10 protein-coding genes are annotated in these 15135 nt (G+C 48.7%); all 10 read right to left on the minus strand.

Translation table 11 applies throughout. The features are described from left to right. Positions 1 to 80: 80 nt before the first annotated feature. On the minus strand, positions 81 to 974 hold the full coding sequence (locus tag HF569_RS05225; protein WP_168901584.1) for a C40 family peptidase: 894 nt from the start codon (positions 972 to 974) through the stop codon (positions 81 to 83). Between the two features lie 273 nt (positions 975 to 1247). After that, positions 1248 to 3269, minus strand: coding sequence for a transketolase (tkt, locus tag HF569_RS05230; protein WP_168901585.1), 2022 nt, complete (start codon positions 3267 to 3269; stop codon positions 1248 to 1250). Positions 3270 to 3583: 314 nt separating this feature from the next. Next, complete coding sequence (gene rbsK / locus HF569_RS05235; RefSeq protein ID WP_168850126.1) at positions 3584 to 4504, minus strand: ribokinase; 921 nt, start codon at positions 4502 to 4504, stop codon at positions 3584 to 3586. Positions 4505 to 4667: 163 nt separating this feature from the next. Then, on the minus strand, positions 4668 to 5678 hold the full coding sequence (gene rbsR / locus HF569_RS05240; RefSeq protein WP_168901586.1) for a ribose utilization transcriptional repressor RbsR: 1011 nt from the start codon (positions 5676 to 5678) through the stop codon (positions 4668 to 4670). 773 nt (positions 5679 to 6451) lie between these two features. Beyond that, positions 6452 to 7441, minus strand: a complete 990-nt coding sequence (locus HF569_RS05245; protein WP_168850124.1) for an aldo/keto reductase — start codon at positions 7439 to 7441, stop codon at positions 6452 to 6454. A gap of 72 nt (positions 7442 to 7513) precedes the next feature. Beyond that, positions 7514 to 8428 carry an N-acetylmuramic acid 6-phosphate etherase gene (gene murQ, locus HF569_RS05250; RefSeq protein ID WP_168850123.1) on the minus strand — a complete coding sequence of 305 codons (915 nt, stop codon included), beginning with the start codon at positions 8426 to 8428 and terminating at the stop codon, positions 7514 to 7516. Positions 8429 to 8968: 540 nt separating this feature from the next. Then, positions 8969 to 10615 (minus strand): peptide ABC transporter substrate-binding protein, encoded by a 1647-nt coding sequence (locus tag HF569_RS05255; RefSeq protein ID WP_168901587.1) that lies wholly within the window; start codon positions 10613 to 10615, stop codon positions 8969 to 8971. A gap of 105 nt (positions 10616 to 10720) precedes the next feature. Continuing rightward, positions 10721 to 11707 (minus strand): ribose-phosphate diphosphokinase, encoded by a 987-nt coding sequence (locus HF569_RS05260; protein ID WP_168901588.1) that lies wholly within the window; start codon positions 11705 to 11707, stop codon positions 10721 to 10723. Positions 11708 to 11906: 199 nt separating this feature from the next. Beyond that, complete coding sequence (gene recD2 / locus HF569_RS05265; RefSeq protein ID WP_168901589.1) at positions 11907 to 14417, minus strand: SF1B family DNA helicase RecD2; 2511 nt, start codon at positions 14415 to 14417, stop codon at positions 11907 to 11909. Positions 14418 to 14438: 21 nt separating this feature from the next. Continuing rightward, positions 14439 to 15122, minus strand: a complete 684-nt coding sequence (locus HF569_RS05270) for a tetratricopeptide repeat protein (protein WP_168901590.1) — start codon at positions 15120 to 15122, stop codon at positions 14439 to 14441. Positions 15123 to 15135 lie beyond the last annotated feature (13 nt).

Below are 15135 nucleotides of genomic sequence, written 5' to 3' on the forward strand. Positions count from 1 at the left end.
CCCGTGAAGTTAGTATAGCACGCTAACCTCAACGGCTGCCAAATCCACCGTGACCTTAGAGAATTCTTCAAAGTTCCTCTTTATTGCCAGAACCGCCGGGCACCGGCGTATTCTGGTGCAAAAGCGGACTTCGCCATACTGATCTCCTCAACTTTGCCGCCGGGCTTAGGTGCGTGTAAAATTTGACCAGCACCCGCATACAAGCCCACGTGGTGAATATCACCCGTACCATGATCGGTTGCAAAGAAGACCAGATCACCGGCCGTCAGTTCTTCTGGCGCTACCGGGTAGCCATTGGCAAATTGATCCTGGGCATCCCGTGGTACGGGGATTCCTAAGGCACGATGCAGGGCATAGACAAAGCCGGAACAATCAAAACCGGCTGGCGTAATCCCGCCCCAAAGGTATGGCGTATCGACAAATTGACGTCCCAGCGCTAGGATTCGATCACCATCATCGACACCATTCACACTAAGCCGTGCTGCTTGTGCGGGGATTTGGCCATTGCCTAATGGCGTCACAACCTGAATCCATTCACTGTCCTGACTAGTTGTCGTCAAGATTGTCCCCATGGGCAACTCTAAAATAACCTGTTGATCCGCGTCTACTAACTCGGTCGTAGGTTGGACCAGCCGGACAGTTGTGGTGGGATACTCTAACTCGGCATCACTCGTCGTCAACTGTGCCATGGGAATCCAGCCGGGATAACCCCGCCGTTCCATTCTGTTGGCCTGACGCGTCACAAAGACATGCGCCCATTCGCCTTCTTGATGATCCAAGACTACCCGATCATTAAATAAGGCCTCCGTGACGATGCCGTTCGTATCAGTTAATCGTTGCCGCGCTTCGGGCGTCAGTGCCGTCAACCAGGCCGTTAAATCACCATTTTGCAAGTACGTTTGATCAGTCTTCGTGGCTGCCGTCGGTGCGGACCACACTAATGCCGTGGGAACCTTAATCCGTCGAATCTCCATTAAAACCGCCTCCAGTGTCTTTATCCCAATCTTACCAATAAATTGGTCGAGTTACTAGACTGTTCTGCACTTCTTCCTAATCGGTGACAATTTCTCCATAGAATCTGCGCAGTCGTGCCCTACTAGCGGACCGTCCGGTGCAAACATCCTCATTTCGCCCTAGCGCTTACTTTCACCATGGCTGCCCAACGATAACTGTCTTCTAAAAAAAGCCACGCCGGTCATTGAAGACTAACGTGGCAAAACATACTACTATAGTAGACTTTTACATTTTTACTGCAAATCCAGGTAAGCCTGAACCACGTTTTCCGGTGTAAAACCAGCCATTTTGACAACCGTAGCACCATTACCACTGGCACCAAAATGTTCCTGCGTCAACGCAACCCCATCCAAGCCGACGTAGCGATACCAGCTGGCACCGCTAGCCATTTCAACAGCTACACGGCGTCGTAATTGCTTAGGGAGTACGCTCTCTTGGTAGTCAGCCGATTGCTCACTGAATTTTTCAAAGCTTGGAATGGAGACCACACGGACATCGTGTCCCAGTTCTGCCAACCGTCGCTGGGCGTCGACGGCTAATTTTACTTCCGAACCAGAGGCCATCAAAATCCCTTCTGCCTCGTTTTGAGCCTCTGTCACGACGTAACCGCCACGCTTAACGCCGCTACGAACCTTGGCTGCTGCCTTCGGTAACGTTGGTAAACCTTGACGGGTTAAGATGATTGCCGTTGGATGATCCGTTGCCGCAATGGCTTGTTCCCAGGCCGCCACCGTTTCATTACCATCGGCTGGCCGGTAAACTGCTAAGCCAGGAATCGACCGTAACGCGGCTAGCTGCTCTACGGGTTCATGCGTCGGTCCATCTTCCCCAACAGCTAACGAGTCGTGCGTGAAGACGTAAATCACGGGTAGCTTTTGCAAAGCGGCCAGCCGGATCGCTGGCTTCATGTAATCGGAAAAGACGAAAAACGTCGAGCCGTAAACGCGGGTACCGCCGTGTAAGGCAATCCCATTCATCGCTGCCGCTTCAGCAAATTCACGGACACCAAACCACAAATTCTTACCAGTCGGGTTATCTCGACTGAAGCGGTCTTCGCCAACCACGTTCGTTTTATTTGAACTAAAGAGATCGGCAGAACCACCCCAAAGGTTCGGACACGTCGCACTCAACTGCTGTAGGATCTCATGTCCGCTAGCCCGTGAAGCCAAGGCGTCTTTCTTGTAGTACGTTGGTAGGCTTGCCGTATAGTCCGCCGGTAACGTCTGACTGATCCCCTGGGCAAACTGTGCGGAGAGGGTTGGTTCAGCTTCAGAATAGCGCGTAACTAGATTAGACCATTCCTGGTGACTCGCCCAACCACGTGATTTTACTGTGCTCTGGAACCGATCGCGAACTGTCGTTGGCACGGTAAATGGATCATTATCCCAATTGTAGAAATTACGCGTCGCTGCAAGGTCTTCATCGTTTAAGGGTGCCCCATGAACCTTGTTCGTTCCCTGATGGGGGCTCCCAGCACCAATGATCGTCTTCACTTCGATCAATGTCGGACCAGATTGATTGTTCTTAGCCGTGTTGATGGCGGCATCAATCGCGTCCAGATCATTACCATCCGCTACCCGCAGATAATTCCAACCATAACTTTCAAAGCGGCCGGCCACATCATCATGACAGGCGTTGGCTAACGGACCATCCAGGGAGATATCATTCGAATCGTAAAGAACGATTAATTTATTTAACTTTAACTGACCTGCCAAGCTCGCAGATTCAGCGGCAACCCCTTCCATGAGGTCCCCATCACCACAAATAGCGTAAGTATAATGATCGACCACGTCGAAACGATCCCGGTTATACTCAGCCGCCAAGTGCATTTCTGCCATGGCCATCCCCACGGCCATACCAATTCCTTGCCCCAGTGGTCCGGTCGTCGCATCGACTCCAGGAGTAACCCCGTACTCTGGATGCCCCGGTGTCTTACTCCCCACTTGCCGGAAGTTCATCAGGTCATGTTTGCTCAGTGCAAAGCCGCTCAAGTGGAGCAAACTATACAGCATTGCCGAGCCATGGCCGGCGGAGAGAACAAACCGATCCCGGTTGAACCATTGTGGGAACGATGGGTCTATCCGTAGATGCCGTGAGAACAATACATATGCCATTGGTGACACCCCGAGTGGCAACCCCGGATGACCCGAACGAGCACGCGAAATCATATCCATACTCAGCATCCGAACCGCCGTCACGGCTTGCGTATCAATTTCATCAAAATCAGCTTTTTGTACAACCTGTTCATTCAACATTGATAAATAACCTCACTTTGGGTGGCCGGACCATTCACGACCGCCATTTTTGATTGGCGCATGCATTCGTTGATTTAACCGGTATCGTCAACGGCATCTCCTTGACTTTTCTAACTATACCAATTCAACTGGAATATTGCAACCACTCTTTGATAAGTTATTTTGGCGGGGTTTATAATCTGTCAGTAGCTGTATTATCAAATATACCGATTCGTTGATGTTGCAACCGGTTGTCAAAAATTCGCAAAAAAAAGCAATCTTTTCCGAAAATAATCGAAAAAGATTGCCTAATTTAGTTAGTGTTTTCAGAAAACTTACTTTTGACTTGCAGCGACAATTTCGTCGTAAGTTGGGATAGATGGCATTGCTCCTAAACCTTGAACAGTCAGAGAACTTGCCCGTTGTGCAAAGGTTAATGCGGATTCGATGTTACTCAAATCACTCTTCAATTGTGAGCTCAATGCACCGATAAACGTGTCACCGGCAGCCGTCGTATCAACAGCCTTCACCTTGAAAGCTGGGACGAAACCAGATTCCTTTTCAGTGGCATAGTAAGCCCCTTTGCTACCGACCGTGATAATCAGATTCTTCACGCCCATTTCACGGAACTTGTCCGCGTTGGCATCCATAGAGGCCCGATCAGTCACTTCAATCCCCGTCAATACGGCACTTTCCGTTTCGTTAGGAACGACTAAGTCAGTCACCTTAAGAATTTCAGGATCAATCTTGGCAGCAGGTGCTGGGTTTAAGATCGTCGTCACATCATGACGCTTAGCCACCGTAAAGGCAGCCAAAGTCGCTGCTTGTGGCGTTTCAAATTGGGCGATCAAGAAGTCCGCCTTAGCAATTTCATCTTCAACTGCTAACACTTCAGCATCCTTGATCTGTTGGTTAGAACCACCGTAGACCAAGATACTGTTTTGACCTTCTTCATCCAAAAGAATGAACGCAGAACCCGTCCCGACCGTCTTGTCGGTGACAATAGCACTCGTGTCGATCTTATCTTCTTGAAGAGATTCGACCATGAAACGACCGGCATCGTCGTTTCCAACTTTACCGATGAACCGCGTTTCAGCGCCAGCGCGGGCTGCAGCCACAGCCTGGTTAGCACCCTTCCCACCAGCGGCACTACTCTTGTTTTCAGTTGACAGCGTTTCACCCGGTAAAGGCATCCGGGGAACCCGTAAGGTTGTATCCACGTTGAGACTTCCAAGAACAGTTACTTTGTTTGCCATAATTAACTTCCACTCCTTAACCATTTATCCGTTCGTAAAACGTTTTACGTATTACCGATACACCCGGCAACCCGTTTCAGATTACTACTAGCGTATCATGTTTCGAAAAGGCTTACAAGTAAAACTTGAAATATTTTTCAGATATTTTTACTGATTTGCGGACTTATTTACTTACTGGGGCCGTACTCTCGCGTTGACGTAATTCAACCGGCAATTCGACAGTCTGTGGGTCCAACTGGCGTTTTTGAATCCGGTTAATCAGTAGCGTGGTCGCTTGTTCTCCCATCGTGACGACTGGCTGATGCACCGTACTCAGCTTAGGAACCACGTAGTCATCCAAATCAATGTCATCGTAGCCTAGAACCGAAATGTCCTCTGGCACCCGAATTCCTTGCTCATGCAGGCCGCGGATCAACCCCAACGCCATTTCATCGTTAACCGCAAAAACTGCCGTTGGCGCCTGCTTGATCACCGCGGCCGTGGCCTGGTAACCACCAAGTTTGGTCATTGGTGAAATGATATAGGCTTCTTCTGGCAAATTAACGCCGGCTTGTGCTAAATCATGCTTAAACCCATTTAACCGGACGACCAAGTTATCAGTCGGTGCCGCGGGCATCACCACCGCAATTTTGCGATGGCCTAAGGAAAGCAGATGTTCAGCCGCAATCTGACCACCACGTCGATCGTCAATTCTTACACTATCCAGGCTGGGGCCACCATTTTGATCAATCAGCAGGTAAGGAATCCCATTCTTCTTCAAAATATTATCAATCGCTGGTGCCGTAATCGACGAACTGGCAATAATTAAACCATCCACCGCACGCTTAATCAGCTCCTGCAGATAATAGCCTTCCAAGTCCTCATCATAATTGGCGCCAAAAATCAGTGGAATAAAGTGCCGATCGCGACTCGTCGATTGCACCCCTTTGATGAACATACTGAAGAAGGGGTTCCCTAAATTAGGGACGATCACGCCAATAGTCTGTGCCGAACGCATAATTAAATTACGCGCATTAAAATCAGGCACGTAGCCCATCTCTTCTTGGAGCTGATGGACGCGAGTTCGCGTATCAATGCTAAATCGTTCGCCTTTTCCATTTAAAATCTGTGAAACTGTGGTGACAGAAACGCCAGCAGCTTCGGCCAGATCCCGAATCGTTACTTTCCGTGTCATAACACCCTCCACACAATCTATTAAAAACTTTGGCAGTACGTGCATAATTACCGTAAGCTATTTGGTCCAATTCATCTTTAACTTTTCAGATGCTCTGCCAACGGGTCATTAACGTCATAACCGCTAAGTTAATTATACCCTATCTGTCGGGTCAATTACTGAACAATTTTAGTTATTTATCACAATTCCATTCGTTATCCTCGAATTTCACCGATTGCTGATCTAACTACTGGCTAAAAGATTACAAATCTTTGCTAGAGCTTGAACCGTAAGATTGACAGACTAAAACCAGTCACCTGCGGCTGGCAGAGATTCCGCCTGCTGTGGGGGAACGCCTGCGGCCTGAGGAGCGGTCCTCAGGCTCGGTTCCACCTCTACCCTCCTCCGGTTACGGTAGTCGTCGGATAGAACATGACTCAAACAATTGATAGATCATCAGTTAGCCAATTGTGACTGACGCCCTCTACGTAGCCGTGAGTGAGTCAAATTTGAGCTCAGCCGTGGGATTTACCAAGTGATTCTCTTGGTAAATGGCGTCTTTGAGACGTGTTTTTTTCGGCTCAAAGCGAGGTTCGAGACCGTTCTATGGCTCGAACCGTCCTCCCCACAGCGTTCTAGCTCAAAGCTTGACGAACGGCAAGGCGGCATGAACCATCTATGTTACCTATTTAGTCGCGAAAACGCGTGCTACATATGATAAATCTTTCAAGTTTTAGGCGCTAATTAAAAAACTAACGGTGTTGTGGATCACAACATCGCTAGTCCCGTTATAATTAAGCTTTTAAAATCCGATCAATTGCTTGTAATTCTTCTTCATCGAATTCCAAGTTTTGAACAGCCTTGACGTTTTCATACAAATGTTCTGGCTTGGAAGCACCCGTAATCACACTCGTAATCACTGGGTTATGCAACAACCAAGCTAAAGCCATATGCGATAACTTTTGACCGCGGCTGTGAGCAATCTTGTTCAGTCCTTGCAGCTTCTGCAACATCTTGTCACGTCCCTGCTTCAAGATGAATTCACTTGACCAGTGAATGTCAACATCTTCAGGAATGCCATCCAAGTATTTGTCAGTTAATAAGCCTTCACACAACGGCCCGTAAGCGATCGCGCCGGCATTGTTGCGTTGTAACATATCAAACAAGCCATCATCATTAGCGGTCTGATTCAACATGTTATAGGACACTTGATCCACCACGAACGGCGTGTGCAGATCTCTAAAGATCTTGATCATCGCTTCAGCTTGGGGCGCAGTGTAGTTGGAAATCCCAACGTAAAGCGTTTTGCCTTGGCGTACCATATCATCCAGAGCAACCGCCGTTTCCTCGGGTGAGGTCTCGGCATCGTACCGGTGACTATAGAAAATGTCAACGTAATCCAAACCCATGTGGGTCAAAGAACGATCTAACGATGCCATCAATGCTTTGCGCGAACTCATTTGTCCGTAAGGCCCTGGCCACATGTGGAACCCAGCTTTACTGCTGATCACTAACTCATCACGGTAAGGCTTCAGTTCACGTTCCAAGACTTCACCAAAGAGTCGTTCAGCTTCGTAAGAACCTGGACCATAATTAGCGGCCAAGTCAAAGCTAAAGATTCCGGCATCAAACGCCTTTAAGATAATGTCACGGGTATCACCATAGTTAGCGTGTTCCCCATACTTATGCCACATCCCAAAAGAAATTGCTGGTAATTGGAACCCAGTATTTCCGGCACGCCGCACTGGAATTTTTTCATAACGATGTTCATCTGCTAAATACATTTGCCACATTCCTTCCCTTTATGCCTACCCTACGAGTATAAAGGAATTGGTGTGGACCAGTCAAGTTTTGCGTTAAGCCCGCTGACCATCGTCACTCAATTTAACTGCCTGCGACACGTGACCACCAGTAGCGTCCAACAACTTCTTCGCTTCAGCAATCGTCCCCTTCGTTTCAATCAAAACAATCGCCAAGGGAACGTTATTGCCGGCACGATCCAAAGCCCGCTCAGCAGCCAAGGTCGACGTTTGCGTGGCCTCTGCAATGATCTTCTTGGCCCGTTCAAACGTCTTCCCATTTGTTGGGACAACGTTAATCATGAGGTTCTGGTAGACCTTACCAGACTTCACCATAATCCCGGTCGAGAGCATATTCAGCACCATCTTTTCGGCTGTCCCCGCTTTCAAGAGCGTGGCGCCCGTAATCACTTCTGGCCCCACGACTGGTGTAATCGGATAGTTAGCCAATTCAGCCAGCGGACTATCTTCAATGCAGGAAAAGCCGATGCCAATGGCGCCCTGTTCTTGCGCAAACTTCAAAGCCGCCACTGTATAGGGGGTTTGACCGGAGGCGGCGCTCGCAACCACCACATCATTTTCTGTCAATTGAACCGCGGCAAGGTCATCTTGCGCCAGTTCAGGTGAATCTTCAACTGAAGGTAGGGTTTTGGTTAAAGCTTGATTTCCCCCTGCAATCAGCCCAAAAGTCTGCTGAGAGGTTAGACCATACGTTGGCTGTAACTCGGTGGCATCAATGACCCCCAAGCGGCCGGAAGTCCCAGCACCGACGTAAATCAATCGCCCACCCCGATCGAACTTGGGATACGCCGCATCAATCGCCGCCGCAATCTGGGGCAGCTGTTTTTGAACGGCACGCGCGACCCGGTGATCTTCCCGGTTAATCGTGCTGACCATCTCCAACGTTGATTCGCGATCAATGTGGGTCGACCGGTGGTTTCTCTGTTCTGTAAGTAAGTCATCAAATTGCATGGTGTTGACCTCCAACTTTCATTAGATTTGCCAAAATTATGTATTCGCTTTCATAGTGACTACTCTAGGTATAACATGTTTCATACATAATTTCAATTGTGAATATTAGTCTCGCGATATTCACCCACTTTTCCAATGATGAAAGCTAGCCTGACCAGCCGATTTAAGTTGCCTTGATCAAAACCAATTGATTTTCAATTATTTTTCAAACAGCAGTAGATTTTGATCAGTGAAACTGGTGGAATGCTTGAATAAGAACGACCAACTGTAAGGTCACACGAGCTAAGATTTCCTGCTCATCTTCAATTAAAAATCCACTAGACTAGCTTAACTAAAGCTACTCAAAATGGATGACTTTCAAAGACCAATTGCAAGTTCCGCCAGTTACTCGCCGAATGAAAACAAACTCGACTAAGCCTCCCCTGCATTCCTACATCATCGTTCCTTTTTTGCGGGCCAAAAAAAGAAGGCCACTCTCAATGACGAGAATAGTCTTCCGATTTTATTTATGCTCTTTAATCCGGCAATAACGCCTAAGGCTTATTGCTGAACCTTCATCCATTGGTAACCACGACTCATCCCTGCCGGATTCCAAACATAGCCCGTGACCTTGGCATTCCACATCTCAACCGTTGCGGGTTGATACAATGGAATGACGCCTTGTTGCGTCATCAGGCGCTTTTCAGCCTTAACCAAATCATTGTACCGGGCAACCGGCTTATTGGCATCCTGATTTTCTGACCGCTTGACGTAATTGTCATATACGGCGTCAGAGAAGCCACCATTGTTATTGGTATTACCCGTGCTCATCAAGGATAGGAAGTTAATTGGATCGGCAAAGTCTGCCCCCCAATTCGTCAAAACCAGATCAAAATTACCACTGTTAGAGCGACTCAACCGCGTCTTGTAAGGCAACGTATTGATCGCCACTTTAACGTTTGGTAACTTTTGCAAATCAGCCTGGATATCCTGCGCGACCGTCTTGGTCACACTGGTATCATCGGCCAATAACGTCAAGTGCAGGTTCTTAGTGCCACTAGCTTGTAGTCCCGCCTTCATTAATTGCTTGGCCTGCTTCAAATCATGGGTCACCCCGCTCTTGACGTAGGCATCCTTGGCAAAGTCAGCCTTCGTCTTAGGATTTTGCATCAGGTTTTGAGAGACGAATCCTAGTGGGGCCTTAGACCCATCCCGCAAGACATTCTTAGCTAATTGCTGCTTATCAATTGCCATGGACAGTGCCTGACGAACCTTAAGATTCCGCAGCGCCTTAACCCGCTTCTGATTCATCTGCATATAGTAGGTTGAGCCACCCACAAATGTCTTCATATCTTTGTTGTTCTTCAGGTTAGCGACCTGAGTCCCGTCCAGCGTGGTCGCATCCAATTTCTTTTGTTGATACAGATTCAGTCCCGTCGAAGGATCAGCGACGACTTGGAAGTTCATCTTCTTCAACGTAATCTTCTTTTTGTCCCAGAATTTGGTATTTTTCACTAACTGCCAGTTCTGATCGGTTCCTTGCCACTTAGTCATCACAAACGGCCCGTCATACGCCGTCTTCTCGCTTGAGTGGCCGTAGCTCTTACCGTACTTGTCAACAACGCTTTGTTCCTGCGGGAAGAACGTTGGGAAGGCCAGCAGTAACTTGAAGTAGGCCACTGGCTTACTCAAGGTCACCTGCAACTTGTACTTGCCCAGTGCCTTCACACCAAGTTGACTAGGCGCCACCGCCCCATTTTGGACTTGACTGTAATTCTTAATCCCCGCCATCAGGTACGCGTACTCTGCGGCCGTCTTGGGGTTAACCGTCCGTTGCCAAGAGTACACGTAATCTTGTGCCGTAACTGCCTTACCATCGTTCCACCGATTATCGTGTCGTAAATCAAAGACGTAGGTTTTACCGTCCTTGCTGACCGTCGTCTTGGTGGCCATGGCGTTGATCAATTTTTCATTTTTACCTAAACGATACAATCCCTCTTGCGTGTGGTACAACTGCGTCAAGCTGGTCGAATCCGAGGCCTTAGAGACATCCAACGTCGTTACTTCCGACTTAGTCGCCAACTTAACCTCTTGATCCGCCGCTAACTTCCCCGATGTACTGGACGTTGATGACTTACCGCAAGCAGCCAGACCGCCGATCACTAATGCCGTAACGCCCAGTAAAATTCCAAAATGCTTTCCTCTCAAACTACTCGCTCCTTATCTAAATTTTAGCTGAATCGCCGCGTTTAACTGCGTCAACTCAGCCGAACACAAAACAAGAACCATCACCAGCGTGACGGCCCTCGTCGTTTACTGCTTATGTTGTTTCAATGCTTTATGGAACAATGAGTCAACCGGTTCTTGGTGGTAAATTAGATCCATCGCTTTACCAAACAATTCACCGACTGACAATACAACGAACTTATCACTCTTCTTGTCATCTGGCAACTGAATCGAATCGGTGAAGACCACCTTTTCTAGTGGTGATTCGTCAATCCGTTCCGTCGCTTGACCAGATAACACGGCGTGGGTCGCGCAGGCATAGACATCAGCCGCCCCCGCCGCTTTCAAGGCTTTGGCTGAAACCGTGATCCGCAGCGCCGTATCAATAATATCATCCACTAGAATAGCGCGCTTACCTTTGACATCCCCGATAACCGCATCCGGATGAGTCGCGTTCTCTGTGTCATCCCGATTATCAATAATGGCAATCGGCGCACTCAACAACTCAGCCAACCGGCGCGCCCGGCTCACACCGGCATGGTCAGGTGCAACCACGACGAAGTTATCATCCGCCATCTCGGGATTATCTTCAAAGTAACTGGCCAATAAGCGATCACTCTGCAAATGATCAACCGGAATATCGAAGAATCCTTGTAGTTGAGCCGCATGCAGGTCTAACGCAATCACCCGGTTGACCCCATCCATCTGCAACAACGAGGCAATTAATTTAGCCGTAATTGGTTCCCGTGAACGTGCTTTACGATCTGCTCGGGAGTACCCATAGTAAGGAATCACGACATTAATCTTCTCTGCACTAGCGCGCCGTGCTGCATCGATCATGATCAGCAACTCCATCAAATTCGTATTGACGGGATCAGATACTGATTGGATGATAAACAACTGATCACCACGAATACTTTCGTCAATGCTGATCTGAATTTCACCATCACTAAAATGTTTGATCGTTGCTTTACCTAGCTCAACGCCAGCAGCTTTAGCAATTTTTTCCGCGAGTGGCCGGTTTGAATTCAGTGCAAAAACTTTCATTCTGCCAGCTTCGACATGTTCTGCCATAACAGCCTCCCAGTGGGTTTTCCCCAAGTTCATTTGTATTTTTTAATGGTCACACCGTGCAATCTTCAGCCGCATTAATCTGGCTGCATCAAATCCATAAATGACACAATCGCTCTTCAGATTCAATTCACACAGTGCTTGTTTACTGTTTACATTATCGCAATCTTTGTCTGGAAACGCAACGATTCACGCCGCACTTTTAATTTGTTGCCATGAACTGAGCGGGCGTGACCCCCTGCATCCCAATCATCGGGTCAATCTGCTGACCTAACACTAACTCCGGTGTTAAGCGGTAATCAGCCGGTTGAACGGGGTCAGTCGCTGCCGATGAAGGCGTTTGCTGATCGGTGGCCTGCTTCGCCATTGTTTTCTCATCTTTGGTCGTCGTTTCTTCGGTAACTGCTGGCGTTGCTGCCTGATCTGGTGCCAGCACGCCCTGAATCCGCATGGTCAGTGTTGTATGCCGATTAACCGACAGATTATTGACACACGCCGCAAACGCGTTAGGTTCCCCCAATAGAATCAGCATATCGGCTGCCCGCGTTACTGCCGTATACAGCAGGTTCCGTTGCAACATCCGATTATACTGACCCACCATCGGCAAGATCACCATTTTGAATTCTGACCCTTGCGACTTATGGATCGACATGCAGTAAGCCAACGTCAATCGGTTCCAATCATTACGCGAATAGGTCACTTCAGTCTGTTCAAATGCAATCGTCAATTGGTCAGCTTTAATCTTCTTATCTTTAGCTGCCAGATCGATCCCCGTAACCGTTCCAATATCACCGTTGAAGACGTTATTTTCGGGGCTATTGACGAGGTGCAGTACTTTATCGCCAATCCGAAATTTCTGCTGGCGAAATTCAACCTCTTTTGTTCGCTCAGACCGCCGTGGATTCAAAATATCTTGCAAAACCACGTTCAACCGATCGATCCCAGCTGACCCACGATACATCGGTGCTAGCACCTGAATATCGCTGGCAGTAAAGCCCTTGGCATGCGCCTTAGCGACAATCTGATCAATCACATTTTCCACCTGGTTGGCGTGGCAAGGGATGAACGAACGGTCCGCCTGATTCTTAGTGAAGTCAGGTGGCAACTGTCCATTCTTAATGGCGTGGGCCAACGAAATAATCGACGAGCCATCCCCCTGGCGATAGATCGTATCCAGGTGAATCTTCTGCAGCTGATCGCTGGCCAACAGATCATGAAAGACCTGCCCAGGACCAACGGAAGGTAACTGATCCTTATCACCTACCAGAATCACCTGCATGCCAACTGGCACTGCCCGCAAGAGGGTCTTCATCAGGTACACATCAACCATCGACGTCTCGTCAATAATCAACAAGCCACCTTCCAGATCCTTGGTAGCCGCGGCATCGAGATCTTCTTCACGTCCCGTCAGCCCCAACAAGCGGTGAATGGTGCTCGCCGGTAACCCCGTCGACTCACTCATCCGCTTAGCAGCCCGACCAGTCGGTGCCGCCAGTAAAATGGGAAACGGCTTTTCTTTGTACTCGTTGATATCCAAAGAAACCTCATGGAGACGTGCGTACAAGTTCACCAAGCCACGAATGATGGTCGTTTTACCAGTCCCCGGTCCCCCGGTAAGCAGCATGATTTTAGCTTTTACTGCGGCAGTTAAGGCGGCAGTCTGTGACTCGTCATACACAATGTCGGCCTGTTTTTCAACAATTCTGACCTGCTTGGCAATCGCTTCATCACTAAACCGTTGGTCATCGTCACCGCCCTGTAGCAAGCGCTGCAAGTGCTCGGCAATCTGCCATTCGGCGTCATACAATGTCTTGAGGTAAATCCGCTGATCATCCCCGACCACCTTTTGCTGTTTAGCCAATTCTAGCAGTTGATCGGCGATGTCCTGCGGATTGAGGCGCACATTGCGGGCGTTTTCCAACAAGCTCAAGGTATTCGCCAAGAGCGGCTTGGCCGTCGTGTACGTATCCCCATTCGCCACGGAAAGATCCGTTAAGGTCTGCAGCAAGCCGGCCCGCAACCGTTCCGGCTTGTCTGCTGCATAGCCTAGCTGTGTCGCAATTTGATCGGCCCGCTTGAAGCTGACCCCCGCGATATCTTCAGCCAGTTGATACGGATTTTCATGAATGACATCGAGTGTCTTTTCCTCATAACGATTATAAATGGCGGCTGCCAACGTACTCCCAAAGCCATAGCCATTCAAGCCGATAATAATCTGCTCCATGCCGTTGTTAGTTTGTAACTGGCTCACCAGCGTCGCCACGACCTTGGGTGACAAACTGAGCGGCTTCAAGACATCACTATCGTCTAAAATTTTCTCAATGGCATTGGTCCCCAGGTTGTCGACAATCTTCTCCGCGGTTTTCTTACCCAATCCAGGGAAATCATCCCCACTGAGGTAGGCGATCACGCCACTCCGCGACGTCGGCGTCTCATTTTGGTAATTATCCGTCTGAAACTGCACGCCATACTTGGGATGCTCGACTTTCTTGCCCGTAAACCGGTAGCTGACATCATCCTTGACGTCCGCAAAGTTTCCGGTCACGACAATCTCATCTTCATGCCAATCTAAACTCGTCTCCGACACTTTGACCAACATCACTTTATAAAAACTATCTTGGCTGGCAAAGAAGACCGCACTGACGGTACCAACCACATAATCGGCCTGGTCACCCCGGTCCGATGCGAATAAATCCAGTGATTCAGTTGCCATCTGCTCGTCTCCTCCTCACAATTACTTTTTCGTCGTCCCTTTTTGTGTCTGAATAAATCGTTCGATATCTGCTAACTTCTTCTGACCCTTTTCAAAGTACTGGGGATCCAAAGACTTCGCCTGTTTGAAATACTGGCCATAGTCTTCACCCTGAACCATCGCAACCAGTCCGCGGTCAAAATAAGCTCGGCCGTTACGATCGTCCAACTCTAAGACTTGATCGTAATACTGGGCCGCCTGCGACATATTCCCCAGCGCCAGTAAATTCTCTGCGACAACTTGCAGCGTCGCAACATCCTTAGGTTGGCTTCCCAGGGCGGTTAAGCTAAACACCAGCGCCCGTTTGTGATCACCACTCGCCATATAGCTTTGCGCTAGCATCAGGTAACCGGCACCCTTCCACTGTGCACCTAACTGATCAAACTGCGCAATGGCTTTTGGATAGTCCTGGGCGGCATAGTAGACGTTTCCCAGTCCGTAATGAAGTTTCTCCACAACTTCTGCCTGCGCCGCAAATAACCCTAGGGCTTTCATCAACAGTTCCTCCGCCTGGGCAAAGGAATTGAGGTCGACTAATACCGTGGCTAATTCATAATAGGCATCTGCATCGCCGGGATGTAAATTAATCCGTTGTACCAATTCGTGAACCATTTGTTCAGAACGCTTCTTATCTTGCTCTCGTCCCTGCGTCTGTTTTTCTGTCATCTCTGTGATCACC

The sequence above is a fragment of the Levilactobacillus tujiorum genome (assembly GCF_012641185.1).
Classification (GTDB): domain Bacteria; phylum Bacillota; class Bacilli; order Lactobacillales; family Lactobacillaceae; genus Levilactobacillus; species Levilactobacillus tujiorum.

Excerpts from the sequence above, each read along its gene's own strand:
- HF569_RS05225 (WP_168901584.1), bottom strand. The coding sequence starts at position 974 with ATGGAGATTCGACGGATTAAGGTTCCCACGGCATTAGTGTGGTCCGCA.
- tkt (WP_168901585.1), bottom strand. The coding sequence starts at position 3,269 with ATGTTGAATGAACAGGTTGTACAAAAAGCTGATTTTGATGAAATTGAT.
- rbsK (WP_168850126.1), bottom strand. The coding sequence starts at position 4,504 with ATGGCAAACAAAGTAACTGTTCTTGGAAGTCTCAACGTGGATACAACC.
- rbsR (WP_168901586.1), bottom strand. The coding sequence starts at position 5,678 with ATGACACGGAAAGTAACGATTCGGGATCTGGCCGAAGCTGCTGGCGTT.
- HF569_RS05245 (WP_168850124.1), bottom strand. The coding sequence starts at position 7,441 with ATGTATTTAGCAGATGAACATCGTTATGAAAAAATTCCAGTGCGGCGT.
- murQ (WP_168850123.1), bottom strand. The coding sequence starts at position 8,428 with ATGCAATTTGATGACTTACTTACAGAACAGAGAAACCACCGGTCGACC.
- HF569_RS05260 (WP_168901588.1), bottom strand. The coding sequence starts at position 11,707 with ATGGCAGAACATGTCGAAGCTGGCAGAATGAAAGTTTTTGCACTGAAT.
- recD2 (WP_168901589.1), bottom strand. The coding sequence starts at position 14,417 with ATGGCAACTGAATCACTGGATTTATTCGCATCGGACCGGGGTGACCAG.
- HF569_RS05270 (WP_168901590.1), bottom strand. The coding sequence starts at position 15,122 with ATGACAGAAAAACAGACGCAGGGACGAGAGCAAGATAAGAAGCGTTCT.